Below are 26059 nucleotides of genomic sequence, written 5' to 3'. Positions count from 1 at the left end.
GGGCGTTATCAATGACCTGCCATTCTCAATGCCATTCGGGTCAGGCGTCGCGCCAGTTCCTTTTCGTCTTCGAAAAGGTCGTTGATCAACCGGTTGTACACCTCATCGGTCATTTCCTTGCCGGTGAACACAACCGACTCGGGAACAGCGAGCTGTCGGGCCAGTTCTTTGAGTTTTTCCCCGAGCTGATTCTTGTATTCATCCGTGCGGTGCCGGGTATGAGCCCGTTCGTTTTGCGTCTGCCGCAAGTCCGCCAGTAACCCGGCCTTGACCACCGCGTACAGCTCGGTGTTCTCCTCAAATGCTCGCGGGTGCGTCGCTTGCAGGTATTCAACCCAGAAGCGTTGCTCCAGCATCTGGTTCACCAGCCCGTCACCGTACTCCAGTGACAGCACCGCGCCGTAGGCGTGATCGATCATGCTCTCACTCACGCCGGCAACCGGCCGGTGAAGCATGCTTCGCGATTGCCAGGGCAGGTCCAGCCGTCGGGCCAGACCGGTCTGGTAAGCGAGATAGACCTCGACTTCATCCGGTGTGAGGCCGCTGGCCATCCGTTCCTGCATGTCCGCCCGGGCAATCTCGTTCACATGATCCAGACGCGCCGCACTCCGGGCCAGGGTCACCAGTTGACGTTCGAGCATCTGCGGCGAGGTGCTCAATGACCTGGCTTCCGAGGCCAGCACTTCCAACCCCATGTTGTTGAACAATTGAGCGCCGGCATCGGCGCAGTTAACGGGTGAGCTGGCCATGGTGAAGAGCCTGTTCCTGAGCTCGGCATCCATGTCGGCGGCATCGATCATTCGCCATACACGCTTGGCCAGATCGGTTCGAAACTCGCCTCCCGCTCGATAATCAGCAGACTGGGTAAGGCCGCGAATCACCGTGAAGAATCCCGCCGAGTCCGGTTCATCGGCCAGATCAGCCCAGGCCTCGCCACGGTATCGGCCAAGCCCGGGCGAAGGCGTCCACCATTCGCTGTCGTCCGTTACAGGCCAGAAGACCAGATCGTTGTCGGTGGCAGGTGGATAGGCATGTCGAGGGCTGAGCCCCACGGACCTCCTGAGGTCTTCGTAGGCCAACCGGTTCACGTCACTGAGCGCTTGCGCGTCAAGCCGGGTGCGCGCGATCACAAAGGCATCGTTCGAGCCCGGGAGCACATCAGGAATGCGCGCCAGCGGGTTGTCCTGCAAGTCGAGGAAAAAACCGCGCGGTCGAGGTTTGGCGAAGGTGCCTCGGGGCCAGGTGTCGATGCCGGTGCCACGCAGGCTGACGATCATCAGGCCGGGCATGCGTCCGATGTCCGGGAGGGCGCCCAAGGGGTTGTGATCCAGCCTGAGGGTTTTCAGGTAGGTCAGGCGACTGAGTTGTTCGACGCTTTGCGGTGTCAGGCGGATGTGGTTGCCGTTCAGGCGCAGGGTCGACAAAACGTGCATCGCGGTGATGCCCTGGGGTATTTCAGTCAGTTGACAGCCTCTGGCGCTTAATTCGTCCAGGTGCGCAAAGTCCTTCAACAGACCGCCCGGTTCGCTGGAGAAACGCGTGTTGTCCAGATTCAGGATCGAGACCTTGTCGAGAAACCGCTTGAGATCGGGCTTCTGTTTCCACCAGGTCTCAAGATTGACACTGCTCAGCTCCACCGATAAATCGAGACGATAACCGCCGTGGGGATGCAGGCTGCGTTCGTCGAACACCAGGCTTCGACGTTCAAAACACTCGATCAGCCGTTCGGCGATGTGGCGCCCGCCGCCGTCGCGGAAACCCTGGGGGTCAGGCCCCCAGATGTCGGGTTGCTGATAGCGCCACTGATTGAGGGTGACGCGCAAATCGTCGAGTTCATCCTCAAGCGCCGAAAGGGCGGTCAGGGGGTCACCTTGCGCGGTCAAGGCCTCGACAAATCGCGTCGCCTCCTCAGCGCTGAAGGTCGGGTAAAGGTCGCGAACCCGCCGATCCAGTGAGGCTGAACCGTCCTTGCTCAGGCCCCCACCCTGTAACAGCAGGGTGGTGATCCGGTCACGCTGCGAGCGAATCGGTAGTTCGGCGAGCGCGGTTCTGCGGACGTCAGGGGTGACGAGGATTTGCTTGAACCAGTGTTTGAGCGCTTTGCCCTGGCCGAGCTGGAAACCCAAGGCGTTGCGCTGATCCTGCGGCATTGCACGCAGCAACGACTCATAGAGGCTGCTGGCTCCGTAAAGGCGATTGTCCTCGTCGAACACTTCGTATTTGTTGCGTCCGCCGCTGCTGACGAGCGTCCTGACCCGGCTGGCAGATTGCGCGCCAACGCTGCAGCGCAATCTTCCGTGCGGGGAGCCGTCGCGGATGTCGACACGCAGGTCGGTGAATACGTCGCTGTGCAGTCTCAGCGTATTCAGGACCAGACGCTCGGTGTCCTCTGTTAATCCCGAATGCCCATAAAGGCTCTCGGTTGCCCGGACCGCGCGCACTTCGAAATTCAGTTCACGGGCCTGATTTTTTATACGCAACGGAAGGCGTTTTTCGCTGAGCATCTTGAAACGTTCCGCGCCCGTGGCGTTGGCCAGCAGTGTTTGGCTGATGCTTGAGGGCAGTTCGGGAAACGCGTCTCTGAGCAGCCTCACTTGCGGATCGCGATTTTTTTCCCGGGCGCGATACGTCCGTTTGGCCAACCTGTCCATGTCGCCTTCGACAAAGTCGGCCAGTTGATCGCGCAAGGCTTGTGCCCGATGCACCGGTGGCACGTCGGGGCCGAGCATGACGGCGAGTTCGGGCTCATCCAGAAACGCCGCCACGCGTTCGGGCAACTGCCCGGCCATGACGTCCGCCAGGCTGATGCTGAGGATGTCCGATGGCAAGGCCTCGGGATTGCCATAGAAGCGGTCTTGCGCCGAAGCACTGGTTTGATGAAGCACGCGCAGGGCCTTGTCCTCAGGCCAGCCGGGCAGCTCAGTCACGGTTTGTTCGAACCAGGCCGAAGCCGGATCAGGCGTCAGCGGCAGACCACCGCGAATCTGTTCTTCCAGCCGGGCGACATCTTCATACGCCTCGAAGCGTTTCAGCGCATCGGCCAGCAGCGGCGGTGGCGCTTCAGATTCGACATACATCCGTCGCAACGCATCGTGGTCGGTGCCGCTGATGGTGCGGATCTGCTCCAGTTCGCCGTCGCTAAAACGCTCGACCGAATGCCCGAGCCGGCGCATCAGTTGGCGTTCACTCCAGGCTCTGGGCTGTTCGCCTTCATGCACGAAGGCACCCAGACCATTGTGTGTCACCTGCGGCCGATAAGCGTCCGGCCGCCGGGGATGAATCACCCGCATCCGGCCGGAGGGTTCTCGCTCGACCTCAAGCAGTTTGCCCTCGTGGGGCAGAATGGATTTGCCTTGATGCCGGTGCAACCCCCAGGCGTCAGGTGTCGAATCGGCGGGCAATGACAGGTTGTGCTGTTGATAGGGGGTGAGATCGGGATGCCAAAGGCGTTGGCTGCCGTCAGGCAATTGCACCGGTTTCATCGCGTCGATGAACGGTGAGGAGAGGGATTTTCCCAGCTTGGCGGCGCTGCCGAAGATACCGAACTGAACCAGATTTTCGACAATGCCCAATACATGCCCGGCCGCTTCGGTGGTCTGTCCTTCAGCCCAGTCCACAACGCCTTCGAACACCTCATCCGTCAGTTGGTAAGCGGTGTACGCCAGCATCAGCTCACCGAGCACCGGCACGAACGGCGTGACCACGAACAGGGCAACATTGAAGATGTCCGAGAGCATTTTCTCCAGGTTATCCCACCAGGCCCAACGCGCCATGCGGTCGGCATCCTGGGTGGAGATCGCGAGGTCGCGGGCATCGTTGACGATCTTGTTGAGCCTGACCCGGAGCAGGTATTGCCAAAGGTCGTCGTGGGCCGGGTCGGGCGAGCGATTTTGATAGTCATCGGTGATCGCCTGGACGCTGAAACTCAGGTTGGGATTGTCCACCGGCGTATCCCTCCAGACGGGGCCGCCGGCCTGCCGATCTCGTTGATGCCATTTCACTGTGCTCAGGCGTTGATTGAGACTGGCGAAGAAATGCCCTCGCTCCTTGTGGGGCACGAACTGGCTGAAGAACTGTTGATAAACGAACCCACCCGATGACTGTCCGTCGGCGGGTTTTTCTTCCTGCAACTGGCGAGTCAGTTCGGCCATGAACTCGGCGGGCGAGGGGTATTCCTTGAGTGGGTGTTGGTTGTCGTGTGGCACATAGGCGATCAGGCGGCCGGGAGAGCCACCCGGTCCCGGGTCGGTTGTGATCAACAGAATGCCCGCCAGCACCGTTTCCATCATGGCCAGGTTGTAGTAGCTCACGGGCTTGCCGTCCAGCCTCAAATCTTGTCGGCCATGGACCAGATCGAGGATGAGTCGATGGGCGTGCGCATCAATGTGTTTGTTCAGCAGTGTCAAATGTGCCGCTGCTTTCAACGCGGCTTTTTGGCTGGCAATGACCGCCGTGCGCACGTTGTTGGCGACCTGGGGGCTGCCGAATCCGAGGGCCTGACGCAGTGCCTGCTGGTAGCGGGCGCCGATGTCCAGATCACGGCAGATGGCCTTGAACGCCTGGGCGGTAAGCGGGGCTCCCGTGATCCTGTGGTTGATGTGCAGCGTTTTCATCTGTCCGCGCGGGTCCGGCGCGTCAAGAAAAGCAAAGTCCGAGAATGTTTCGTCATCCGAGAAATTGTGCAGGGCCGCGTTCAGTAACGAGACCGTCCGGACCTTCGTGCCACCCTTGAAATCGTGCACCCACCATGGGAGGCCGACGGCGGCATAAAGCCGCAGGTAGGTGTTCCTGACATCAATGTCGCCGTAGTGCTCGCTGAGCGTTTTTTTCAACAGGGGTTCGGCAAACGCATAGACATCGGTCAGGTTATCAAGCAGGGCGTCCACGGCGTTCTGGGTAGACCAGTGCTCGGATATCGCCTCTTTGAGCTGATGATGAGCGGAACGGGCATGGGTTTTGAACGGAGCGAAGTCGCGCTGGGCAGCCTTTAATGCGCGAGCGTTGACAGGGGAAATGTCGGTGATCCAGGCGGGCAGCGCCTGAGCGATCCAGGCGTCATTAATGCCGTCCTGGTTTTTGGTGTTGCGGCGTCTTTGATCAATCCTTGATAAATTCGTCATGTGCTAACCGTCAAAAGCTGTAATCAGGCTCTTCAGGTTAGGCAGGTGCTGCGGTCGAAAAAAGCTCAAATACAGGGTTGGATTGCCCCGAAAGACGCCTCAATCCAACGATAAACAAAGAGCAAAAAATACAGGAATACCACCCTTTAATGTGCGGATGTGCCCAGTGCCGCCGTAGCTTGAGTAACGACCGGCAATCCAGTCCCGGCATAGCACAACGTGTGGGTGCCCGGTTGCAGATAAGGCGACAGGATCGGCGCCATGCCCTTGAGCACTTGCGCGGGCAACGCCGAGGTGAATTTGAAATTCTCCGCCGTGCGACCGGGGACATAGGCGGTGAGGGTGCCGAAATGCTTGTCGCCGATAAAGAACACGAAAGTTGCCGTGCGGTTGATCGATTTGGAGCTGAGAATCCGCCCGCCGGAACCGATGGCTTCAATGCGGTTGTCGCCAGTGCCGGTCTTGCCCCCCATGGCCAACGGGCTGCCATCGGCCAGTTTAAAGCTGCCGGCCAGGCGTTTGGCAGTGCCGGCGTCCACCACTTGTGAGAGGGCTTCGCGCATCGCGGCGGCCACTTCCGAAGGCATCACTCGTTTGCCGACCACCGGATTGTTGATCAGGCGGGTTTCATAGGGCGTATCTGCCGCGAAGTGCAGACTGTCGATACGCAATGTCGGCATCCGCACACCATCGTTGAGAATGGTGCCGATCAACTCTGCCAACGCAGCGGGGCGATCGCCCGAGCTGCCGATAGCGGTGGCCAGCGATGGCACTAGGTGATCGAACGGATAGCCGACTTTCTGCCAGCGCTGGTGAATGTCGAGGAACGCTTCGATCTCCAGCATGGTGCGGATGCGGCTGTCACGGGCGCCCTTGTGACGGCTTTTGAACAGCCAGCTGTAGACTTCCTGGCGTTCGAACTGGCTGGCTTTGACGATCTGGCTGAACTTGGCATCGGGGTTATTCAGCAAGTAGCCGATCAGCCACAGATCCAGCGGGTGGACTTTGGCGATGAAGCCTTGATCCGGCAGGTCGTAGCTGCCAGGGCCGTAACTCAGGTAGAGGCGTTCGAGGCGTTCATCGGTCAGTTTTTCTTGAAGCTTGGCGCCTTTGAGGTGCGAGCGTACGAAGGTATTGAAGTCTTCCTGGTCGGCCTGGGGGAATAGATAACGATGCACGGCGGACATGCGAATCGGCGTCGGGCGCATGCCGTCGAGAAAGGTCTCGAGCCGCGCCTGGGTGTTCTTGTTGCGGTACTTCTTCCAGAACTTCAGCAGGAATGAGGTGCCTTCTCTGTCGGCGAATGAGGCCAGGTATTCCTGACGCCGCGGGTCGCGGTCATCCTTGAGCAATTCGGCGCTGCTGTTGGGGCCCGCGTAGGTGCTGTAGCGTACCAGGTCACGCATCAGCCGAATGAACGGCAGGTTGATCGATTCGCGCAGAGCATCGCGCAGGGTCGGCAGGCGACCGTTGTCTTCCTTGCGGAAGTTGACGAATGTGTGCAGTCCGCCGCCGGTGAAAAAGGCCTCGCCAGGGCTGGCGGAATATTTGCGATCCAGCGCGGCGCCGAGCATTTTTGGCAGGCTGCGGTCGGTGTTCTGAATCATGTAATCGACGGCCCAGCGGGTCAGGCGATCCGGGTCGGCGACTTCGATTTTCTTCAGTTCGGCGACGCTCATGCTGGCGTAGCGATCGTGCAGTTCGGCCATGATCTGCAGGTAGGTGGTGAGCACGCGCATTTTTGCGGTGGAGCCCAATTCCAGCTTGCTGCCTTCATTGATGTCGAATGGCTGGTCAGTGCTGTCGGTTTGCACCCGCACGCGCGAACCGTCCGGGGTCAATTCGAACAGGGTGAAGCTATAGCGCACCTGCGCAGTGTTGGTGGGGGTGAGCAGGCGTTCGCCGATCAGGCCAATTTCCGCTGCATAAGTTGGATCGGCCAGATGCTTGAGGTATGCGGTGGCCTGGGTTTGCAGCTCGCCTTGCAAGGTGCTGGTGGCGGACAGGTCGAGGCGGTCGAGGTCATACAGCGGACGATTGAGCAAACCGGCCAGGCGGCTGCGCGCCACACTGATGCCTTTATTGGTTTCGATGGGCTGAATGGTGGGCTGGGTGGCCCAGTCGCGGTAAGTCACTTTACTGGCCAATGCCGCCGTGGCGAGTGGCGCATCGATCACGCCGTTTTGAGACAGCAGGCGAATATGGCTGTCGGTGAGACTGGCCAACTCATCACGGCCCTTGGTCAAGTAATGGGAAGGGCGGCGCTGAGCAATCATCAGTGACAGCATTTCGCGCAGGGCCAGGCCTTTTTCCGACAGGCTTTTCGGATCGGTATCAGTGCTGGCCAGCCGTTCGTTGGCCTGGTTGAAGTCGGCGCCGTACCAGACGCGCAGACCTTCGGCCATGCCATGCACTTCACCGTGGCCCGGTACCGCCGACAGCGGAACACTGTTGAGGTAGTCGCGAATCACGTTTTGTCGCGCCTGGAGGGTTTCCGGCCCCGCCTGATAGGCGCGCACGCTGGCGGAAATCATCTGCCGGATTTTTTCCGCGCCCGACACCGTCAAGCCATCGGGTGAATGGCGATATTTCTCAAGTTGCGTGGCCAGCGTACTGCCGCCCGCCGACTGACCGGGCAGGCCCAACAGTTTGGCCACTTGGGACCACGCTGCCCTGCCGAACCGCGGCCAGTCCACGGCGGGGTTGGCCAGAGGCTGACGGGGATCGAGCAAAAAACGGTTTTCAATAAACAGCAAGCTGCTGACCACGAGCGGCGGGATCGCGGCAAAGCTTGAATAGAGTTGCTGGGGGTACTTGAACTGGTACAGCGGGGCCGCGCGGCAATCGGTGATCGACAGCCCGGCCTGGATTTTTTCTGCATAGGGCACAAAAAACCCCTTGTCGGTGTAATTCATCAGCGCTGGGGAAAAGCGGGTTTGTGCCGCTATTACGTAATCGCGTTTGAGCAGTCGCGGTAGAAACTCATCCATGGCGCTGTAACCCAAACGCTGATCGAACGGGCCTGCGCCAGGGTAGCGAATCGCATCGCTGTGTCCGGGTTGCAGCTCGTACTTCAGCGAGGCGGCGTATTTGCTGATTTCCCGGGCCTGAAACTTGGAGGTGCGCATTTCCTTGGTCGCGGCGAGGCCCAGGACAATCAGGATAATCAGCAACAGCAACCAGAAAGCCCCCCAGCCGTGCCGGGAGCGACGGGGTTTCTCAGGTATAGGCGCTTCATCCACTCGTTCAGTCGGAACCACGGTTTTACTCGAATCGGTTTGCCACAAAGCGCCCATAGTCGACTGATCCATTCACGCAGATTGATCGGACTTGCTTGAAGCTTAGACGGTGGTTGGCGTTGGTGAAAAAATTGTGAATAACCAAATATCGGGTACGCACCATTCCTTGTGGCGAGAGAGCTTGCTGTGGCAAGGGGGCTGTTGTGGCGAGGGGGCTTGCCCCCGTTCGGCTGCGCAGCAGTCGTGAATCCATTACACGCGGTATGTCTGACACAAATTAGTGCTGCTTGTTTTTGGGACTGCTGCGCAGTCCAACGGGGGCAAGCCCCCTCGCCACAGCAAGCCCCCTCGCCACAACAGCCCCCTTGCCACAGAATTCCCTCACAGATGTGCTGTTCAGCGTTATAGCCAGCAGGCATCCCAGAGCGGGTAATCGCCAATTTTTTCCACCAACCCAGCGCGCAACGGATTGGCAACAATGTAACGAGCGAACGGCAGGAGTTCTTCGCCATCGCGGATTGCTCGATCGTGATAGCCGGTTTGCCACAGCGGACCACTCCGACCGGTCATTTTGTTCACCGCCTGGGTGCAGCGTGACTTGGTAGAGCCGACAACACTGCCCAGATTGTTGTCCCGCAGCTGCATTAGCCAATGGAAATGATCGGGCATCACTACCCAAGCGATTGAATCCACTAACCCCGCGTCGTGAACTCGGCGCAGTTCTGCGACCAGCAGACGTCCCAATTGCCAGTCAGAGAATATAGGTTGGCGTTCGTGAATAACTGCGGTGATGAGGTAAGCGCGGCCATTTTCGGAGGCTCTGCCAAAGCGCAGGCGATGAGAGTTTGGTTGATTAGGCAATCCATTGCTTCCTTGCATAAGTAGTCAACTTGACGTTCTCAGGCTAGTTCCCGATTTCCTGGATCGGGGCCGTAGTTATTGAGTGAATATTCCGATTTTTGCGAAGGATTAACTGCGGTGCGGGCGCAGCTATTCCCAGAGAGCTGTTGTGGCGAGGCGGTTTGCTGTGGCGAGGGGCTGTTGTGGCGAGGGGGCTTGCCCCCGTTCGGCTGCGCAGCAGTCGCAAACCCTTTGCACGCGGTATGTCTGATACAAATTAGTGCTGCTTGTTTTTGGGACTGCTGCGCAGTCCAACGGGGGCAAGCCCCCTCGCCACAACAGCCCCTTGCCACAGGGGCTGTGTCGTCTGTAATAGCCGAGCTAGACGCATCAAAGAGCTAAATGCTGCCTGGATAGGGGCATGACGATGCACCATTGCTGTGCAATACTCGGCGCCGTTTCAGTGGCGAATAATCCTACATAAGTCAGGTAATGCCCCTCCGAAAACCCCGCTTTTGCCGAGAGTTATGGCTGAATGTTGTGGTTTATAGAGTGAAAAACCCTGCTGGAAGCTTTTTATACTGCATGCCCGCTGATCTTGCAGGTTTTGGTCCTGCAAGACGTGTCTGCCCATGAAGCAGGCCCGGTTTCAACAGGCACTGGCTTATCGGTCGGTGCTTCGACACTCGGTGGTCATATCCAATAACAAGACGAGGTACCCCTATGCCAGTTGGCAATCATCTGCCTCACGGCGAGACCGCTCAGGGCGGTCCGCTTAAACGCGAACTCGGCGAACGGCATATTCGCTTGATGGCGCTCGGTGCCTGTATCGGCGTCGGCCTGTTCCTGGGTTCGGCCAAGGCCATCGAAATGGCCGGCCCGGCCATCATGCTCTCTTACATCATCGGCGGTCTGGCGATCCTGGTCATTATGCGTGCCCTCGGCGAGATGGCAGTGCACAACCCGGTCGCCGGTTCGTTCAGCCGTTACGCTCAAGACTATCTCGGCCCGCTGGCAGGTTTTCTGACCGGCTGGAACTACTGGTTCCTGTGGCTGGTAACCTGTGTCGCGGAAATCACCGCGGTGGCGGTGTACATGGGCGTCTGGTTTCCCGACGTGCCGCGCTGGATCTGGGCACTGGCGGCGTTGATCAGCATGGGCTCGATCAACCTGATCGCGGTGAAAGCCTTCGGTGAGTTCGAGTTCTGGTTCGCCCTGATCAAGATCGTCACCATCATTGCGATGGTGGTCGGCGGCATCGGCGTGATCGCATTCGGTTTCGGCAACGACGGTGTGGCGCTAGGGATTTCCAATCTCTGGGCTCACGGCGGCTTCATGCCCAACGGCGTGCAAGGCGTGTTGATGTCTCTGCAAATGGTGATGTTCGCCTACCTCGGCGTCGAGATGATCGGCCTGACCGCCGGTGAAGCCAAGAACCCGCAGAAGACCATTCCCAATGCGATCGGCTCGGTGTTCTGGCGGATTCTGCTGTTCTACGTCGGCGCCTTGTTCGTGATCCTGTCGATCTACCCGTGGAACGAAATCGGCACCCAGGGCAGTCCGTTTGTGATGACCTTCGAGCGCCTGGGTATCAAGACCGCCGCCGGCATCATCAACTTTGTGGTGATCACCGCAGCGCTGTCGTCCTGCAACGGCGGCATCTTCAGCACCGGGCGCATGCTCTACAGCCTGGCGCAGAACGGCCAGGCCCCGGCCGGTTTCGCCAAGACCTCGAACAACGGCGTGCCGCGTCGCGCGCTGCTGCTGTCGATCGGTGCCTTGCTGCTGGGCGTGTTGCTTAACTATCTGGTGCCGGAGAAAGTCTTCGTCTGGGTCACCGCGATTGCCACCTTCGGCGCGATCTGGACCTGGGTGATGATCCTGCTGGCCCAGCTCAAGTTCCGCCAAGGCCTGAGCGCCAGCGAACGTGCCGGCCTGAAATACCGCATGTGGCTGTACCCGGTCAGTTCTTACCTGGCGCTGGCATTTCTGGTGCTGGTGGTCGGCCTGATGGCGTACTTCCCGGACACTCGCGTGGCGCTGTATGTCGGGCCTGCTTTCCTGGTACTGCTGACGGTGTTGTTCTACATGTTCAAGCTGCAACCGACCAATGTGTCGCAAGGTGCGGTGCGTTCGGCTTCGTAAGTCGTAACGCCAGAAATGCAAAAGCCCCGGTTTAGATGACCGGGGCTTTTGATCTTAAGCTACCGACACCACCATCGAGCGATTCAACCGCTTGTTGAAATCCAGCCAGGCCCCCAGCAGCACCATCAACCCGACCCCCAGCATCGCGCTGAATACCTGCATCGCCAGTGCATTCGCGCCCAAGGCGTTGAGCATGTCCGCCAATGGCGCCAGCAACACGCCAAAACAAAACACTTCCAACGAATAACGACCCATGCGACAGCTTTGTTGCGCCAGCCAATGTTGCGTCCAGCCATTGTCGGGCAACAACCTGGCGGTGACGTAGGCGAGGGCGAGGAAATGCAGCAGGCGTGCCGGCGAGAGGTTGGTCTTGCTGATCGGATAGAGCCATTCGCCGAGTGTCTGGGGCATGAAGACGTCATGCACGGTCGGCCACTTCCACGACACCGCGATCAGCCCGGTCAGCAGCAAATAGGTCAGCGCTGCGATAAAAACCGGCTGCCGAGTCAGCGGTCGAGGTTGCGGCGCCCGAGGCCTTTGCCCGTGAATCGCCGTGGCGCCACCGAGAATAAACAACAGTTGCCAGGCCATCGGATTGAAAAACCACACGCCACCGTCGGTGCCCGCCAGGTTCCATTGAAGCCATGGCGCCAGCAGATACACCACCACCGACAACCCCACCACGTATTCAGGCTTGCGCAGCAGCATCGGCAGCACCAACGGCAGGCCGAGCAGCAAAAAAATATACAGCGGCAGCGGGTCCATCAGGTTCGGCTTGAAACGCAGCAACAGCTCATCCATCAATGCCTGCTGCGGATTGCTGAGGAAGTACTGCAAGCCCATCTCCTGCACCAGGTCACGGGTTTCCACGTGGCTGTTGGCGAAAAACACGATACCCATCAGCAGCGCCAGCAAAAAGATATGCACCACATACAGCACCCAGGCGCGTCGCAGGATTTTTACCGTGGCGACCATGAAACCGTCGCGCCGGGCGATTTTGCCGTAGGCCAGCACGGCCGCGTACCCGGCCAGGAACACGAAAATCTCTGCCGCATCGCTGAACCCGAAATTACGCACCGTGAACTGCGCGAGCGGGTTCTGTGGCACGTGATCCCAGAAGATGAAGATCAAGGCCAGGCCGCGAAAAAAGTCGATTCGGTGATCGCGTTCAAACGTCATGATGGCGGGCTCTTGAACGGGTTGAGTAGGAGCGAGCGGCGCGCAGGGTGGCGTGATTCGCCGCCAATTGCAAAAGGCTGGATATTACCGAATGTCTCAGGGGGCTATAGCGAACGATCGGGATGGCGTGTCCGTCGGTCTGCCGGGCAGTTCGCGCACCAGAACGCCCCCTGATGGCGGTCTGCCGAACATCTACACTTCGATTTTCAGGAGTGTGAAACGTGAAAGTTTCGCTGATTGTTCCGGTATTCAATGAAGAGCAGGCGATCAGTCTGTTCCATCAGGCGGTGCGTCGCGAATTGAAACTTGACCCGTGTGAGGTCGAGATCGTGTTCATCAACGACGGCAGTACCGACCGGACGGCTGAGCAGGCCAAGGCGCTGGCACAGGTCGATGAACAGGTATTGCTGATCAACTTTTCGCGCAACTTCGGCAAGGAACCGGCGTTGTTTGCCGGCCTGGAATACGCCACCGGCGATGCAGTGATCCCCATGGACGTGGACCTGCAGGATCCGATCAGCGTCATCCCGCAGTTGATTACCGAGTGGCAGAAGGGGGCCGATGTGGTGCTCGCCAAACGCCGCAATCGTGACAGTGACAGTTATTTGAAACGCCACAGCGCATCGCTCTTCTATCATTTGTTGAACAGGATTTCCTACACCCGGATCGAAGAAAACGTCGGGGATTTCCGGCTCATGGACCGCAAGGTGGTCAATGTGATTCGTGCGCTTCCCGAGCATCAGTTGTTCATGAAGGGCGTTCTGTCCTGGGCCGGATTCACCACCGCGGTGGTGGAGTACGAGCGGGCCCGGCGAGTGGCAGGACGCAGCAAGTTCAATGGCTGGAAACTGTGGAACCTGGCGCTGGAAGGCATTACCTCGTTCAGCACGGTGCCGTTGCGATTGTGGACTTACATCGGTGGCGGCATTTCGATCTTCGCGGTGCTGTACGCGGTGTACATGGTGCTGGACAAGATTTTCTTCGGCAACAATGTCCCCGGTTACCCCTCGCTGATGACGGCCATTCTGTTTCTCGGCGGCGTCCAATTGATCGGTATCGGCATCCTCGGCGAGTATGTCGGCCGCATCTATATCGAAGCCAAGCATCGACCCCGTTATGTGGTCAAAGACGTCATTGGCGGCAAAGACCGGACCGGGCTTTAGCATGGGCAGGCTGAGCGACTTTTTCAGCAAAGAGCTCGGGCGTCGTCGGGTCTGGCTGTTTTTTTTTATCGCGACGCTGGTTTATGTCATTCCGCTGGTCCTGGCGGACTATCCCTACATCGATGACAACTGGCGCTCGCTGTCGGCCGGCACAGCCTGGGCGGGACAGGGGCGGTTGTTCACCGAGCTGTTCTACAACCTGCTGACGTTCAGCGATGGCGCACCGAACATCTTTCCATTGCCGCTGTTGATCGCCACGCTGGTCATGGCTTTTGCGTTGACCAGCCTGACATTCCATTACTACCCACGGCCGACAATATCCTGCTGCCTGGTGCTGTTGCCGCTCTGGTACAACCCGTTCTTCCTGCAGAACCTGTCTTATCAATACGACGGGCCGGCCAATGCCTTGAGTCTGGTGGCAGTGATCTACGCGATCACTTTTCGTCATCCCTCGCGCATTCTGCAATGGCTGGTGCCGGCCTTCCTGATTGCGCTGGCGCTGGGGCTCTATCAGGTGAGCCTGAATGTGTTTCTGGGCCTGTGTTGCCTGGAACTGCTCAGGGGCGTGAATGACAAATGGGCGTGGCGGCAGTGGTCCGAACTGATCGGCTGGAAAATCGCCCAGGCAGGGCTCGGCGGGTTGATCTATAGCGTCACGGCTTATCCGTACATGAACCAGGATCGCGCCTTGCTGCTGAACTGGGCAGCAGAGCCTTTGCTGCAAGTTGAAATCAACATCGGCCGGGTGCTGGAAAAAGTCACGCTGCTGTTTCACGGTGGATTCACTTGGGTGTTCGCTGCGCTGCTGTTGTGTGCACTGGCGGGCAGCGTGCGGCTGGCCCGGAACGTGATGGAACGCCACGACACCGGGCTGAGAAAAATCGTGATGGGCCTGGCGTGCGTGCTGACGGTATCGGTCGTGACTTTACTGGTGTCGGGTGCTGCGCTGTTTTTCCGCGACTTCAATGAAGGCGCCAGAACCTTGATGGGTTTTGCGGTGTTGCTGGTGCTGGTGTTCTATTTAAGCCATCTGGCGCTGGCGCCCATCCATGAGCGGCTGCCGCTGCTGTTGGCGGTGCCTCTGTTGGCCATGCTTTCGTTGTCTTACGCCTATGGCCGCGTGCTGACAGTGCAGAACACCTTTGCGTCCAGCGCGTTGTTTTCCCTGGGGCATGACATTGCGGCCCATCGGCAACTGCACGAGGCCAAGCGTATTTATCTGGCGGTGAGTTATTCCGATCACTGGCTGGTGGGGGCCGCGGGGTCGTTCAAGCAGATGCCGGTCTTGCATTATCTGCTGAACATCAACTTCTTCATGCTGGCTGAAAACCTGCCGAAGGCGGGCATCACCAATGTGGTCGCGGAGAGGGAGCGGCGTAATGCGACCCTGATGGGTTACCAGGCTTATCCGCCGCTGGTGGAGAGCAAGTTTTACCGCATCTATCTGCTGGGTGATTACGGTTTCATCGTCATGAAGGAGCCAACCCCGATCACCACGCTTCAGTGGTGAGCCTGGTGATTACCTCTTCGATCCCTCCCGAAAGCTTTCCATCCCGGATGGCCGACAGGGCAGGTCTGGTGGCGGTGATCGTCCTCGCGTTGTTCGCAAGGTTTCATTCCATCACCGTGCCGGTCATCTGGTACGACGAGGCCTACAGCATCTTGCTGGCCGAAGGCTCGCCTGCGTATATCTGGGCTACGACGGCACGGGATGTTCATCCGCCGCTTTACTATGTTTTGCTGCATTTGTGGATGTTGCTGTTCGGCAACGGCGTGTTGGCTGCGCGATCCCTGAGTGCGCTGGCGGATGTCGGCACGCTGTTGCTGTGCATTAAATTAATGAGTCAGGTGACGACGCGAAAGGCGACCTGGATAGCCGCCGTGTTGTTGGCGTTGCTGCCGATGTCGGTGCGTTATAGCCAGGAAGTGCGAATGTACACCTTGCTCGGCTTTTGGCTGATGGGCGCGACCGTGGCGCTGGTGTGCTGGGTCAAGGCACCGGATCAAAAACGTTATCCGGTTTTTTACGTGCTGCTGATGTCGGCTGCTTTCTACACGCACTACTTCGCCGCACTGTCCGTTCTGGTGCATTGGCTTTGTTGGTGGCGAGTGCGAGAGGGCGGTCGGCCCAGGGCAATACCGATTCGTGCGTGGGTCGTGGCCAACAGCGCAATCGTTGTGCTGTACCTGCCGTGGACTCCTCATTTCATCGATCAGTTGCTGCGAATGGACGGGCTCGAGTGGATACCGCCGCTCACTTGGCAAACAGCGCTGACCTTCGTTTGGCAATTGGTGATGATGGAGGGAGCGGTCAGTTATTCATCCTTATGGCGGGTGTTGCCCTCGGTGTTGATCGTTGTTTGCGCCGCTGCGGTGCTGCTCAAGGCACGCGATGAGCGACCTTTCAGCGTCTTGCTGGTGGGCTATTTCTTTGTGCCGGTGCTGACCGTTTTTCTGGTGTCGCTGATCGTGCCGGTTTTCAATGCCAGATACCTGGTGTTCGCTGTCGCCGCGTTGCCCCTTATCGTTGCGCTCGCGTTGGACGCATTCAGCCAACGCCATGCCGTTCTTGCCGCTGTCGCCATGGCGTTGGTTTTATTGGCAGAAGTACACGGGCTTTCGGCGGTCTATGCACAAACCGATGAGATGAACGGGACGAGCATTCGCAAGGACGCAAGACTGGACGCCGTGGTCGCAGGGCTTGGCCGCGAAGTACGTCCGGGTGACGAGATCGTTGTGGATAACCTGTATTGGTATTTGCCGTTTACGTACTACAACTCGACCGGTATTCAGCCGAGGTTATACGCTTTCAAACCACCGACAGGCACCCTTTGGGGAACCGCCGAATACGGTGGTTGGGCACTCATCCCCCGTCACCTGCATTCGATTCTCTTCGACGATTTTTCAACCTTGCAACTGAATGCCAAGCGGATCTGGTGGGTCACGGGCGACGCTCGTCCTGAACACGACGCCTTGTTTCCCAAACACTGGAAGCAGGTGCTGATGCTAAAGGAAGGGGATAGCGAAGCCCGTTTGTTTATCCGAGGGGAAGCGGCAACCCCCCTTGAGGTTGACGTCAGAACGCATCCATCAGCACAACAATACAATCCTTCGCCTGGTAACCATTGATCTGCGGCACCAGACGCCGAAAATGCTCAGACTGGCAATGAGCATCCAGCGCCGCCTTATTCGGCCATTGTTCGACGAAGATAAAGTGCCCCGGGTCTTTTTGATCGATGAACAGATCGTAAGCAATGCAATCAGGTTCCAGTCGAGTCTTCTCGACCAGTTCGGCGTACCACGGGCGAACGGTTTCAATGTATTCGGGTTTGATGAAATCTTGAGCGATTACTTTCAGCATGGTGTTCTTCCTTGGTGCATGGGTATCTACACATCTTCCCGGATTTTGAGGGTGTACATATCCGTTTTTGCGGTAATAGCCACTTAGGGGGCCGCCCTTACGGCGGGTCACTTGGAAAAGGGCGAGCGACTCAGGAGGGACAGGCTCAAACGGTTTTCTTGGGTTCGGACTCGGTAATGGCAGGCAGTGGCATACAGGCTCTGTGGCGAGGGGGCTTGCCCCCGTTGGACTGCGCAGCAGTCCCAAACGATTCACTGCATTCTTCCTGACAGATCTCATTTGCAGGTTTTACGGCTGCTTCGCAGCCGAACGGGGGCAAGCCCCCTCGCCACAAGATCTCCTGTGTTAGAGCAGGGCGTCAGGCATTCTGCGCCTGGAGAAAAAACGAAAACAGCCCGGATTGAGATTTGATCCCTTGTTCGGCTGGTCAGACAGCCGCTTTCGATTGGCGCACCGGCAACTCGACCCGAAAGGTGCTGCCCACCCCGACTTCGCTGCGTACCGAAATATCGCCCTGGTGTTTTTTCACGATGCCATAGGACAGGGACAACCCGAGCCCTGTCCCCTGGCCCACCGGTTTGGTGGTGTAGAACGGGTCGAATATTTTCTGCAGGTTGTCCGGCTCGATACCTATGCCCGTGTCCGCGACCTCGATCGATACCGTTTCACCTTCAAGCCCGGTGCGTAGCGTGATGGTGCCCCGTTTCGGCCCCATTGCCTGAGACGCGTTGACAATCAGGTTCATGATCACCTGATTGATTTGCGACGGCAGGCATTCGATATCGGGCAGCTGTTGAAACTCCTTCACCACATCGGCCTTGTACTTGAGTTCATTGGCGACGATGTTCAAGGTCGACTCGATGCCCTGTTGCAGATTGGCCCACTGCCATTCCTGATTGGAGTCGACGCGGGAGAAGTCCTTCAGGTCTTTGACGATTCGCCCGACCCGGCCGATGCCATCCTTGGATTCCTTGATCAGCAGGGGAATGTCTTCACGCAGAAAGTCCAGTTCCACCCGTTCACGCAACTGACTGAGTTGCTCGATGACCTCGCTTGAGCCAATGGCGTTTTCCGCCTCCCGATAGGCATCAAGCATTTCCTGCAGTTGCTTGAAGTAGCCATCGAGGGCGCCGAGGTTGGAGGAAATGAAGCCGATGGGGTTATTGATTTCATGGGCGACGCCCGCCGCCAGTTGCCCCAGCGAGGCGAGCTTTTCCGACTGCACCAATTGGGATTCAAGCTGTTTGCGCTCGTCGATTTCCCGCTGCAACGCCTCGCTGGCCTGCTTGAACTGGTCCGTGCGCTGATCCACCAGATGCTCCAGATGGATCATCTGAATAGACGCCCGTTCGGTCATTTCCCATTTGGTGAGCAGGGTGTTGGCCATCTGCTGGACTTCAATGTTGTCGAACGGCTTTTTCAGAATCAGCAGGCGATCATGGGCGTGCAAGCGTTCCAGCAGTTCATCCCACGAATAGTCGGAATAGGCAGTACACACCACCACTTGCAGCTGCGGGTCTTCCTGCCACAGGTGTTCGATGGTCTGCGCGCCGTCCCAACCCTCGGGCATGCGCATGTCGACGAAGGCCAGCGCATAGGGGCGGTTTTCCTGTAATGCCTGGATGAGTTTGCCCAGCCCCTCCTGACCGCCATAGGCCGAATCCAGCTCGAACAGCAGGTTGGTGGATTTCGCTTCGCTGCCGAACAGCGCGGCCTCCATTTCGTCCAGCTCTGCATGCTGCGCTGATGTCGGGGTGAGGATCTTGCGAAAATCTTCATGGATGGACGGTGTGTCGTCGATCAGCAAAATGCGTCGGTTTGAAAGATCGCTCATGCTTCCTCCATGACGGGTTTCAACGGGATCTGCAAAGTGAACAGTGCACCTTTGCCCGGTCCGTCGCTGTGGGCGGTGAGATGGCCGTTCATCTCGATTGCGGCCAGGGCACAGCTGTGCAGGCCGAAGCCGTGACCTTCCTTGCGGGTGGTAAAACCATGGGCAAAGATCCGCGTCATGTTCTCCGGCGCGATGCCTTCGCCGTCATCCTTGACGCTGATTTGCAGGATCGTGTCTTCGACGACTTTCACCCCAAGGGTCATTTGTCGCGGGCGATTGCTGAGGTCAGTCATGGCGTATTTGGCGTTGCTGATCAGGTTGATCAGGATCAGCAACAACCGGTGTTTGTCGCCCATCACTTGCGGTACGTCGCCGTACTCCTTGACCACCGTGACGTGATGCCGGGTCAGGGCGCCAGCGTTCATCCGCAGGGCATCTTCCAGCAGTTCGTTGATGTGCAACGGCTCCATCAGGCTGTTGGCACCCGCGTAGGATTGCTGGGTGGCGACGATGTCCTTGATGTGATCGACGCTTTTGCTCAGTTGCCCGAGTTCGTCGGCCATGCCTTGTTGCTCAAGGGCAATGGCATCCACCAGTTGGTTCAGGTAACCGGGCAGCAGTTTTCCTTTCTCGTCCTGGGTCAGGAAGGCGCCCAAGTCGTCTTGATGCGCGTTGATCAGCAGCATCGCCTTGCCCAGTCCCTGGGTCTTGCTGTTACGCAGCTTGCGGGTGACCAGATCGGCCGAGATGTTCACGCTGTTGAGCACGTTGCCGACGTTGTGCAGCACGTTGGTGGCGATTTCAGCCATGCCGGCCTGGCGCGCGGTGTCGAGCAGTTCACTCTGGGTATCCTTGAGTTCGCGGGTGCGTTCTTCGACCCGTTGTTCGAGTACGTCGTTGGCAGTTTGCAGTTCCTTGTTGACCCGATGGGTCTCCCCGAAGCTGCGCATTAGGCGAATGGCCAGGTACACCAGCACCATCACCAGCAGCGTCGAAAATACCAACATGTAGAGGTGGTAGCGCCGGTTGGCTGCATCGGTTTGCTGCTGATCCTTGTTCAGCAGCGCAGTCATGTCGTCCAGCCGTGCGGCCACGGGAACGGCTTCGATATTTTCCAGCAGCCGATTGACCACGGGTTGTTCCCGCAGGATCAGCGCAATGTGACTGCTCAAGACATCGATCGGGCTATGAAACTGCTCCGGTAATCGTTCCTTGTTCACCTGCAGTTTGTTCAGCCCGACCAGGATATCGGCCGCTTTGTCGTCGGAGGTGACCTGGGCGAACTCCAGGCTGCTGAGCAGCAAGTCGTAGGTGTCGGTGGCGATGTTCTGTAGTTGCAGTTTGTCTTCGTCGACCAGTTGGGTAAGCGGTTCCTGGATATCATCTTCGGCGGTGGGCAAAAACGCCAGTGAGTTACGCAGCACAGCGTTGTGCGATTTGAACTGCTCCACCAATCGGGTTTTTTCCTGAATGGCTGCGTGGTAAGCCTCATGGCTGGCACGCCAGATCGGCGAGTCATTGCGACCATGACTGGATTCCATGGTCTCGAACCGCTCCCACAGGTGTGTCATCTCGGTCAGTGGTGCAACCAGCGGGTCGTAGTTGTGACTGATGGCAATCCTGGCCTTGAGAATCTCGGTTTCCCACTGCGCGTTGAACTGTTTGATCCGGCCAATCAGGTCCCGGGATTCGGCGTACGTCGAGGTCTGGTCGGAGCTTGATTTGAGGTACAGAAACAGCAGTGTCGAGGCCAGCAACACGGCCACGCCACTGAGCAACAAGAGGTTGCGACGGTGGTACGTTTTCATAAAGATTTGCCTCCCCACTCACCGGTCAGGGTCTTGAGGAATTTGACGATCAAGGTTTTGTCCTTGTCAGAGGGCACGCGACCGAGCTGGAACTTGAACATCACGTCTACCGCTTCTTCGAGGGTCTTGGCCGAGCCGTCATGAAAGTACGGTGCGGTCACGGCGACGTTGCGCAGGCTCGGAACCTTGAACACGTTGCGGTCTTCTTCATCTTTGGTGACCAGATAGCGGCCCAGATCGGCTTCGGTGGGGTTGCCCCGAATCTGGAAGTAATCGCCCATGACCCCGAATTTCTGGAACATGTTGCCGCCGATATTGACCCCCTGATGGCAGGCGATGCAGCCGTAGTCCTTGAAACGTTGGTAACCGTATTTCTCCTCGGTCGTCAGAATCTCGGTATTGCCCAGCAGGTATTGGTCGAAACGCGAGTTGGCGCTGATCAGCGTGCGCTCATAGGTGGCCAGGGCATTTTGCACATTGTTCATGGTCACGCCGTCCGGGTAGGCCTTGGCGAAAGCGCTTTTGTAAGCCGGGTCGGCGGTCAGTGTCTGAACGACATGCTCCCAATGACTGCCCATTTCGCTGGGGCTCTGCACCACTTCGTGGGCCTGTGTTTCCAGGGTGTCGGCGCGGCCGTTCCAGAATTGCCGGAAATTCAGGCTTGAGTTGAAGACGCTGGGGGTGTTGATCGTCAGGGGATTGCCTTTGAAACCGATAGACAATGCTTTGTCGTCTGCACCTCCGATTTCCAGACGATGGCAACTGGCGCAGGACAGGCTGTTGTTGACCGACAGGCGTGGCTCGTTGAACAACCGGCGACCGAGTTCAACTTGCAAGGGGTTCTGCTGGGGCACCGCGGGCAAGGGTTTGAGCGGTTCGTCCAGCGGCGCGCCGTTGGCTATCAGACAGCATCCGAGTAGAGGCGCAAGAAGCAGGTAGTAGAAGGGGCTCGACATCTTATGATTCCTTGGCGCAGGAGGCCTGGGTGTCGTTGCACATCGTTTATCTGGTGGTGGATGGAGCAGGCTGCACGGACATCAGGTATTGCACGAAGGCCTCCGGCTCCACGGCTTTGCTGAAGTAATAACCCTGGCCTTCCTCGCATTGGAGGGCCTTGAGAAAATTCAATTGCTCGAGGGTTTCCACCCCTTCGGCAATGACGGTCAGTTTGAGGCTCTTGCCCAGGCTGATGATGGCGCTGACCAGGGCCGCGTCATTGCTGTCACGGCTCAGGCCACGAATGAATGACTGGTCGATTTTCAACACATCGATGGGAAACCGTTGCAGGTAACTCAGGCTCGAATAGCCGGTGCCGAAGTCATCGATAGCCAGCCGTACGCCCAATGCCTTGAGCCGATTCAGCGCGAGCATCGTGGCATCGACGTTCTGCATCAATACGCCTTCGGTAATTTCCAGCTCCAGCAAGGTGGGGTCCATACCGGTTTGCTTGAGTATCTGTTCGATCCCTTTGACAAAGTCCCGCTGACGGAAATCGATGGCCGACACGTTCACCGACATGCAGAGTTTCGGCAGACCTTTCGCCTGCCAGGCGCAGGCTTGTTGACAGGCCTGGGCCAGCACCCATTTGCTCAACGGTACGATCAAGCCGCTGTCCTCGGCCACACCGATGAAATCTGTCGGGTAAACCCAGCCTTGCCCCGGCTTTTGCCAACGGATCAATGCCTCGGCGCCGACCACCTTGCCGCTGCCCAGGTCAAGTTTGGGCTGGTAGTGCAGGACAAATTCGTTGCGTTCCAGCGCCAGGCGAATACCCGACTCGATGCTCTGCTGTTCCCGGGCGCGCTGGTTCATCTCATCGATGAAAAAGCTGAAATCGTTAGGGCCGCTTTCCTTGACGTTGCGCATGGCGGTTTCGGCTTTTTTGATCAGCGCGATGGCATCGAAACCGTCCTCGGGGTAGATGCTGATGCCCAGGCTGGCCGTCACGCTCAGGTCGTGGCCGGCAATGTGTTGAGGCGCGCGTATGGCGTTCAAGAGCTTTTCGGCGATGCCCTTGGTCTGTTGGGGGTGATGGATGTCAGCCAGGATCACCACAAACTCATCGGAGCCGTAACGAAACACCGAGTCGGATGCGCGCACGCAGGCCACCAGATTGTGCCCGACACGTTTGAGCATCTCGTCACCGGTCGGGTGACCCAAGGCATTGTTGATGCGCTTGAAGCGATCGAGCCCCAGAAACATCACCGCCAGTTGTTTGTCATGGCGTCGCGACAGGGCCAGTGACTGGTTCAGCCGGTCGCCCAGCAAGGTGCTGTTGGGCAATTCGGTCAATACGTCGTACTGCAACAAGTGCGACACCTTGAGCAGCTCATGGACCCGGGCCTCGATGGTTTGCTCCAGTGTTTGCACTTTCATTGCCGCGTCCTGCGCCATCTGCCACTTCCAGGTCAAGGCGCTGGCCATCTGGCGGATTTCCAGGCTGTCGAAGGGTTTTTTCAGCACCAGCAACTGATCGCCGAACTCCAGTCGCTCGGCCATGGCTTCCCAGGTGTAATCGGAGAAGGCCGTGCACAGCGCGATTTGCAGGTGAGGATCAGCCTTCCAGAGCTGTTCGATGGTTTCCAGGCCGTCCCAGCCCGGGGGCATGCGCATGTCGGTGAACGCCATGGCGTAAGGCCGACCTTGTGCCTGGGCACGCTTGACCAGTTCGAGTGCTTCCTCGCCCTGATAGGCGGAGTCGAGCTGGAACACCAGCCGTGCGGACTGCGGGCTGCCGAACAGCGCGGCTTCAGTGCCGGCGAGGGTTTGTTCGTCGTCGGTATCCGGGCCGAGAATCTTGCGAAAGTCCTGATGGATCGAAGGTGTGTCGTCGATGATCAGGATGCGCCGGTTAGCCTGGACGAACGGAGTTTTCATTCCTTGCCCTCCGTGGTGCGCCATGGAGCACCCGGTACCGCTCCGGTTTCGGGGTTGGTGTGCACGATACTCCCAGCCTTCAGCAGCTCGGCGGCCTGCTGGCTGCTGACCGCTTGGCTGAAGTAGTGCCCCTGGGCGTTCATCGGTGAGCCGGTGGCTATCAGCGAACGGCGTTGCTCCTGGGTTTCGACGCCTTCGGCGATGATGCCGATCCCGACGTCGCGGGCGAAATTGATGATTGCTCGCAGGGTGGTGGCACTGGCCGCGTCATGGGCGGCGGTGTCGATGAACGCCTGAGCGAGTTTCAGGTGATTGACTTGGTAAGTCTTGAGGTAGTCGAACGAAGAGTATTCGGTGCCGAAGTCATCGATGGCGATCTTCACCCCCAGTTCATGCAGGCGCGGCAGGATATCGTTGTGCGTCCACTTGGTCTGGGCCAGGGTCGCTTCGGTGACGTCGAAACGCAGGTCCCACGGGCACAGTTCCCAGCGCGCGGTGGTGCGTAACACGTCATAGATCAGCTCGGGGCCACTCTTGAGTTGGGCCAGGGACAGTTTTATCGCCACCACCGGTGGCGCCATGCCTTCGTCTCGCCACTGGCGCATTTGCCGACAGGCGCGCTCCAGCACCCAGTGACCGAGAGCGATGATGATGCCGGTCTTTTCCGCCGCGGGCAGAAACGCAGGGGCTTCCAGTAAACCGCGTATGGGGTGGTTCCAGCTGACCTGCGCCTCCATGCCGAGGATCTTGCCACTGCTCAGGTCTACTTCCGGCCAGTAACGCAGTTCGAGCTCGTCGTGTTCGATGGCCTTTTTCAGGTCGTTGGCGATGGTCATGCGCTCGACCACTTCCTGATTGATCTCCTCGGAGTGGAAGTGGTACTGGTTGCGGCCCTTTTCCTTGGAGCGATACAGCGCCATGTCGGCCTGGGTCAACAGGCTGTCGGCGCTGAGACTGGCCGGGACGTAGCTGCTGATGCCAATGCTGACCGAGACCCGCACATCATTGCCGGCCAGGGAATAGGGCAGCACCAGTGCATCGCGGACCTTGGCAGCCAGGGCTGCTGATTGGGTCGGGTCGCCGACGTCCAGTTGCAGGATCGCGAACTCGTCGCCACCCAGGCGGGCGACCACGTCGTTTTCGCGCACGCAATTTTTGATGCGCCTGGCAACCTCCTGCAGCAACAGGTCGCCTACCGGGTGGCCCAGGGTGTCGTTGATGCGTTTGAAGTGATCCAGATCCAGATAGAACATGGCGAACGGTGTGGCCCCGCGCCGGGCGGCGGCGAACGCCTGGTGCAGCCGCTCGATCAGCGTCGCGCGGTTGGCCAGCCCGGTCAGCCCGTCGGTGCGGGCCAACAGGGCGATTTTTTCCTCGGCCAGTTTGCGTTCGGTGACGTCGATGATGATGCCTTCGACTTCCAGCAAGCGGCCTTCATCATCGCGCACCGGGATATAGCGGTTTTCGACCCAGCGCCAGTCCCCGTCACCGGTGCGCATCCGAAACTCGATGGAAGCCCCTGACGCATGGCGGTCCAGTACCCTGGCCATCGCCGTATCGACTTTTGCTTGATCGTCAGGATGGATCAGCTCCTGCGCCCAATTGGCCGACGCCACCAGGGCCGCCGCGATGTGGCCGTATTTGGTGATGTTGTGGGAGATGTACATCAACGGGAACGACGGTTCGCCCCGCAGCCGATACAGAATGGTCGGGCTGTTCTGCACGATGATGTTGGCGTCGGACAATTCCCGGGTGCGCTCTTCGACCGCGTGCTCCAGCAAGGACATCTTCAGCGCCGCGTCTTCGGTCATTTGCCACTTGGCGGTCAATGCGCTGGCCATCTGACGGATCTCGATGGCATCGAAGGGTTTTTTCAGGATAAGCAGGCGATCGCCCAGTTCCAGGCGCTCGGCGATGTCTTCCCAGGAATAGTCGGAATACGCGGTGCAGAGCGCCACCTGCAGCTTGGGATCGACTTGCCACAAGCGTTCGATGGTTTCCAGACCGTCCCAGCCCGGCGGCATGCGCATGTCGATAAAGGCCATCGCGTAGGGCGAGTCATTCGCCAGTGCGCTCTCGACCTTGTCCAGCGCTTCGCGGCCCTGAAACGCGGAATCGATGACGAAACTTTGCAACGATACCGACGCCGGGGTACCGAACAGGGCGTTTTCGGCGTTGATCAGGCTGTCGTCTTCGATCGATGGCGGGCTGAGAATCTTGGCAAAATCCTCATGGATCGACGCCGTGTCATCGACGATGAGAATCCGACGATTAATACGCGCAAGCAGCGTATTCACTGACATGCGCCTGTACCGACTGCAGGTTGGTGCAATGAGTTCATAGAGGGTATCCCTTCCCTGATCGCTGGATGAAGCGGGTATCGTTCTGGATCCGAGTGATCTGAGCATAGTCGCCCGGCCAGAAATTCGCCCGGTTGACTGAAACGAATCATTTCCGGGGTCGGGCTGAAAATCATCTAGCCTGTAAGTCAGG

The 26059-nt window shown here is 58.6% G+C and carries 14 protein-coding genes; 4 read left to right on the top strand and 10 right to left on the bottom strand.

The features are described 5' to 3' along the window. Window positions 1-8 precede the first annotated feature (8 nt). From ACZ9IM_RS16455 to ACZ9IM_RS16445, 3 genes are all read right to left on the bottom strand, one after another. Entirely contained in the window at window positions 9-5120 is a 5112-nt protein-coding gene (locus ACZ9IM_RS16455; protein WP_476224475.1) for an NEL-type E3 ubiquitin ligase domain-containing protein, read from the bottom strand. A gap of 146 nt (window positions 5121-5266) precedes the next feature. Continuing rightward, on the bottom strand, window positions 5267-8416 hold the full coding sequence (locus tag ACZ9IM_RS16450) for a transglycosylase domain-containing protein (RefSeq protein WP_476224474.1): 3150 nt from the start codon (window positions 8414-8416) through the stop codon (window positions 5267-5269). 345 nt (window positions 8417-8761) lie between these two features. Beyond that, window positions 8762-9220, bottom strand: a complete 459-nt coding sequence (locus tag ACZ9IM_RS16445; RefSeq protein WP_427622994.1) for an REP-associated tyrosine transposase — start codon at window positions 9218-9220, stop codon at window positions 8762-8764. Between the two features lie 702 nt (window positions 9221-9922). Between ACZ9IM_RS16445 and ACZ9IM_RS16440 the strand changes: the two genes are divergently transcribed. Next, on the top strand, window positions 9923-11344 hold the full coding sequence (locus ACZ9IM_RS16440; protein ID WP_123500624.1) for an amino acid permease: 1422 nt from the start codon (window positions 9923-9925) through the stop codon (window positions 11342-11344). 54 nt (window positions 11345-11398) lie between these two features. On the opposite strand, the gene ACZ9IM_RS16435 is transcribed toward ACZ9IM_RS16440, so the two are convergent. Further along, the gene (locus tag ACZ9IM_RS16435) at window positions 11399-12523 is read right to left on the bottom strand and encodes an OpgC family protein (protein WP_427622993.1); all 1125 of its coding nucleotides are present in this window, start codon (window positions 12521-12523) and stop codon (window positions 11399-11401) included. A 221-nt stretch (window positions 12524-12744) separates the two neighbouring features. Between ACZ9IM_RS16435 and ACZ9IM_RS16430 the strand changes: the two genes are divergently transcribed. The 3 genes from ACZ9IM_RS16430 to ACZ9IM_RS16420 are packed head-to-tail and all read left to right on the top strand — an operon-like array spanning window position 12745 to window position 16815. Beyond that, window positions 12745-13686, top strand: coding sequence for a glycosyltransferase family 2 protein (locus ACZ9IM_RS16430; RefSeq protein ID WP_008072303.1), 942 nt, complete (start codon window positions 12745-12747; stop codon window positions 13684-13686). A gap of 1 nt (window position 13687) precedes the next feature. Then, on the top strand, window positions 13688-15196 hold the full coding sequence (locus tag ACZ9IM_RS16425; protein ID WP_476224473.1) for a glucosyltransferase domain-containing protein: 1509 nt from the start codon (window positions 13688-13690) through the stop codon (window positions 15194-15196). A 47-nt stretch (window positions 15197-15243) separates the two neighbouring features. After that, window positions 15244-16815, top strand: coding sequence for a glycosyltransferase family 39 protein (locus ACZ9IM_RS16420; protein ID WP_476224521.1), 1572 nt, complete (start codon window positions 15244-15246; stop codon window positions 16813-16815). Here the strand turns inward: ACZ9IM_RS16420 and ACZ9IM_RS16415 are convergent. From ACZ9IM_RS16415 to ACZ9IM_RS16390, 6 genes are all read right to left on the bottom strand, one after another. Beyond that, entirely contained in the window at window positions 16763-17047 is a 285-nt protein-coding gene (locus ACZ9IM_RS16415; protein WP_007905780.1) for a putative quinol monooxygenase, read from the bottom strand. The two genes, ACZ9IM_RS16420 and ACZ9IM_RS16415, sit on opposite strands and share 53 nt — an antisense overlap. Before the next feature lie 427 nt (window positions 17048-17474). Beyond that, window positions 17475-18881, bottom strand: a complete 1407-nt coding sequence (locus ACZ9IM_RS16410; protein ID WP_427622991.1) for an ATP-binding protein — start codon at window positions 18879-18881, stop codon at window positions 17475-17477. Continuing rightward, window positions 18878-20689, bottom strand: coding sequence for a DAHL domain-containing protein (locus tag ACZ9IM_RS16405; protein ID WP_427622990.1), 1812 nt, complete (start codon window positions 20687-20689; stop codon window positions 18878-18880). Before ACZ9IM_RS16405 ends, ACZ9IM_RS16410 begins: the two co-directional genes overlap by 4 nt. Next, complete coding sequence (locus ACZ9IM_RS16400) at window positions 20686-21645, bottom strand: cytochrome-c peroxidase (protein WP_427622989.1); 960 nt, start codon at window positions 21643-21645, stop codon at window positions 20686-20688. Before ACZ9IM_RS16400 ends, ACZ9IM_RS16405 begins: the two co-directional genes overlap by 4 nt. 46 nt (window positions 21646-21691) lie before the next feature. Further along, entirely contained in the window at window positions 21692-23566 is a 1875-nt protein-coding gene (locus ACZ9IM_RS16395) for a putative bifunctional diguanylate cyclase/phosphodiesterase (RefSeq protein ID WP_427622988.1), read from the bottom strand. Further along, a complete protein-coding gene (locus ACZ9IM_RS16390; RefSeq protein WP_427622987.1) occupies window positions 23563-25869 on the bottom strand; it encodes an EAL domain-containing protein in 2307 nt (768 codons plus the stop codon). The genes ACZ9IM_RS16395 and ACZ9IM_RS16390 overlap by 4 nt, the downstream gene beginning before the upstream one ends. Window positions 25870-26059: the final 190 nt, after the last annotated feature.

The organism is Pseudomonas sp. TE12508 (assembly GCF_056279485.1).
Note: the sequence above shows the minus strand (reverse complement) of the source record. Positions and strands in the feature narration are given on the sequence as shown.

What these genes read in the sequence shown, in the direction of transcription:
- ACZ9IM_RS16455 (WP_476224475.1), bottom strand. Translation starts at nt 5,120, where the DNA reads ATGACGAATTTATCAAGGATTGATCAAAGACGCCGCAACACCAAAAAC.
- ACZ9IM_RS16450 (WP_476224474.1), bottom strand. Translation starts at nt 8,416, where the DNA reads ATGGGCGCTTTGTGGCAAACCGATTCGAGTAAAACCGTGGTTCCGACT.
- ACZ9IM_RS16440 (WP_123500624.1), top strand. Translation starts at nt 9,923, where the DNA reads ATGCCAGTTGGCAATCATCTGCCTCACGGCGAGACCGCTCAGGGCGGT.
- ACZ9IM_RS16435 (WP_427622993.1), bottom strand. Translation starts at nt 12,523, where the DNA reads ATGACGTTTGAACGCGATCACCGAATCGACTTTTTTCGCGGCCTGGCC.
- ACZ9IM_RS16425 (WP_476224473.1), top strand. Translation starts at nt 13,688, where the DNA reads ATGGGCAGGCTGAGCGACTTTTTCAGCAAAGAGCTCGGGCGTCGTCGG.
- ACZ9IM_RS16420 (WP_476224521.1), top strand. Translation starts at nt 15,244, where the DNA reads ATGGCCGACAGGGCAGGTCTGGTGGCGGTGATCGTCCTCGCGTTGTTC.
- ACZ9IM_RS16415 (WP_007905780.1), bottom strand. Translation starts at nt 17,047, where the DNA reads ATGCTGAAAGTAATCGCTCAAGATTTCATCAAACCCGAATACATTGAA.
- ACZ9IM_RS16410 (WP_427622991.1), bottom strand. Translation starts at nt 18,881, where the DNA reads ATGAGCGATCTTTCAAACCGACGCATTTTGCTGATCGACGACACACCG.
- ACZ9IM_RS16405 (WP_427622990.1), bottom strand. Translation starts at nt 20,689, where the DNA reads ATGAAAACGTACCACCGTCGCAACCTCTTGTTGCTCAGTGGCGTGGCC.
- ACZ9IM_RS16400 (WP_427622989.1), bottom strand. Translation starts at nt 21,645, where the DNA reads ATGTCGAGCCCCTTCTACTACCTGCTTCTTGCGCCTCTACTCGGATGC.
- ACZ9IM_RS16395 (WP_427622988.1), bottom strand. Translation starts at nt 23,566, where the DNA reads ATGAAAACTCCGTTCGTCCAGGCTAACCGGCGCATCCTGATCATCGAC.
- ACZ9IM_RS16390 (WP_427622987.1), bottom strand. Translation starts at nt 25,869, where the DNA reads ATGTCAGTGAATACGCTGCTTGCGCGTATTAATCGTCGGATTCTCATC.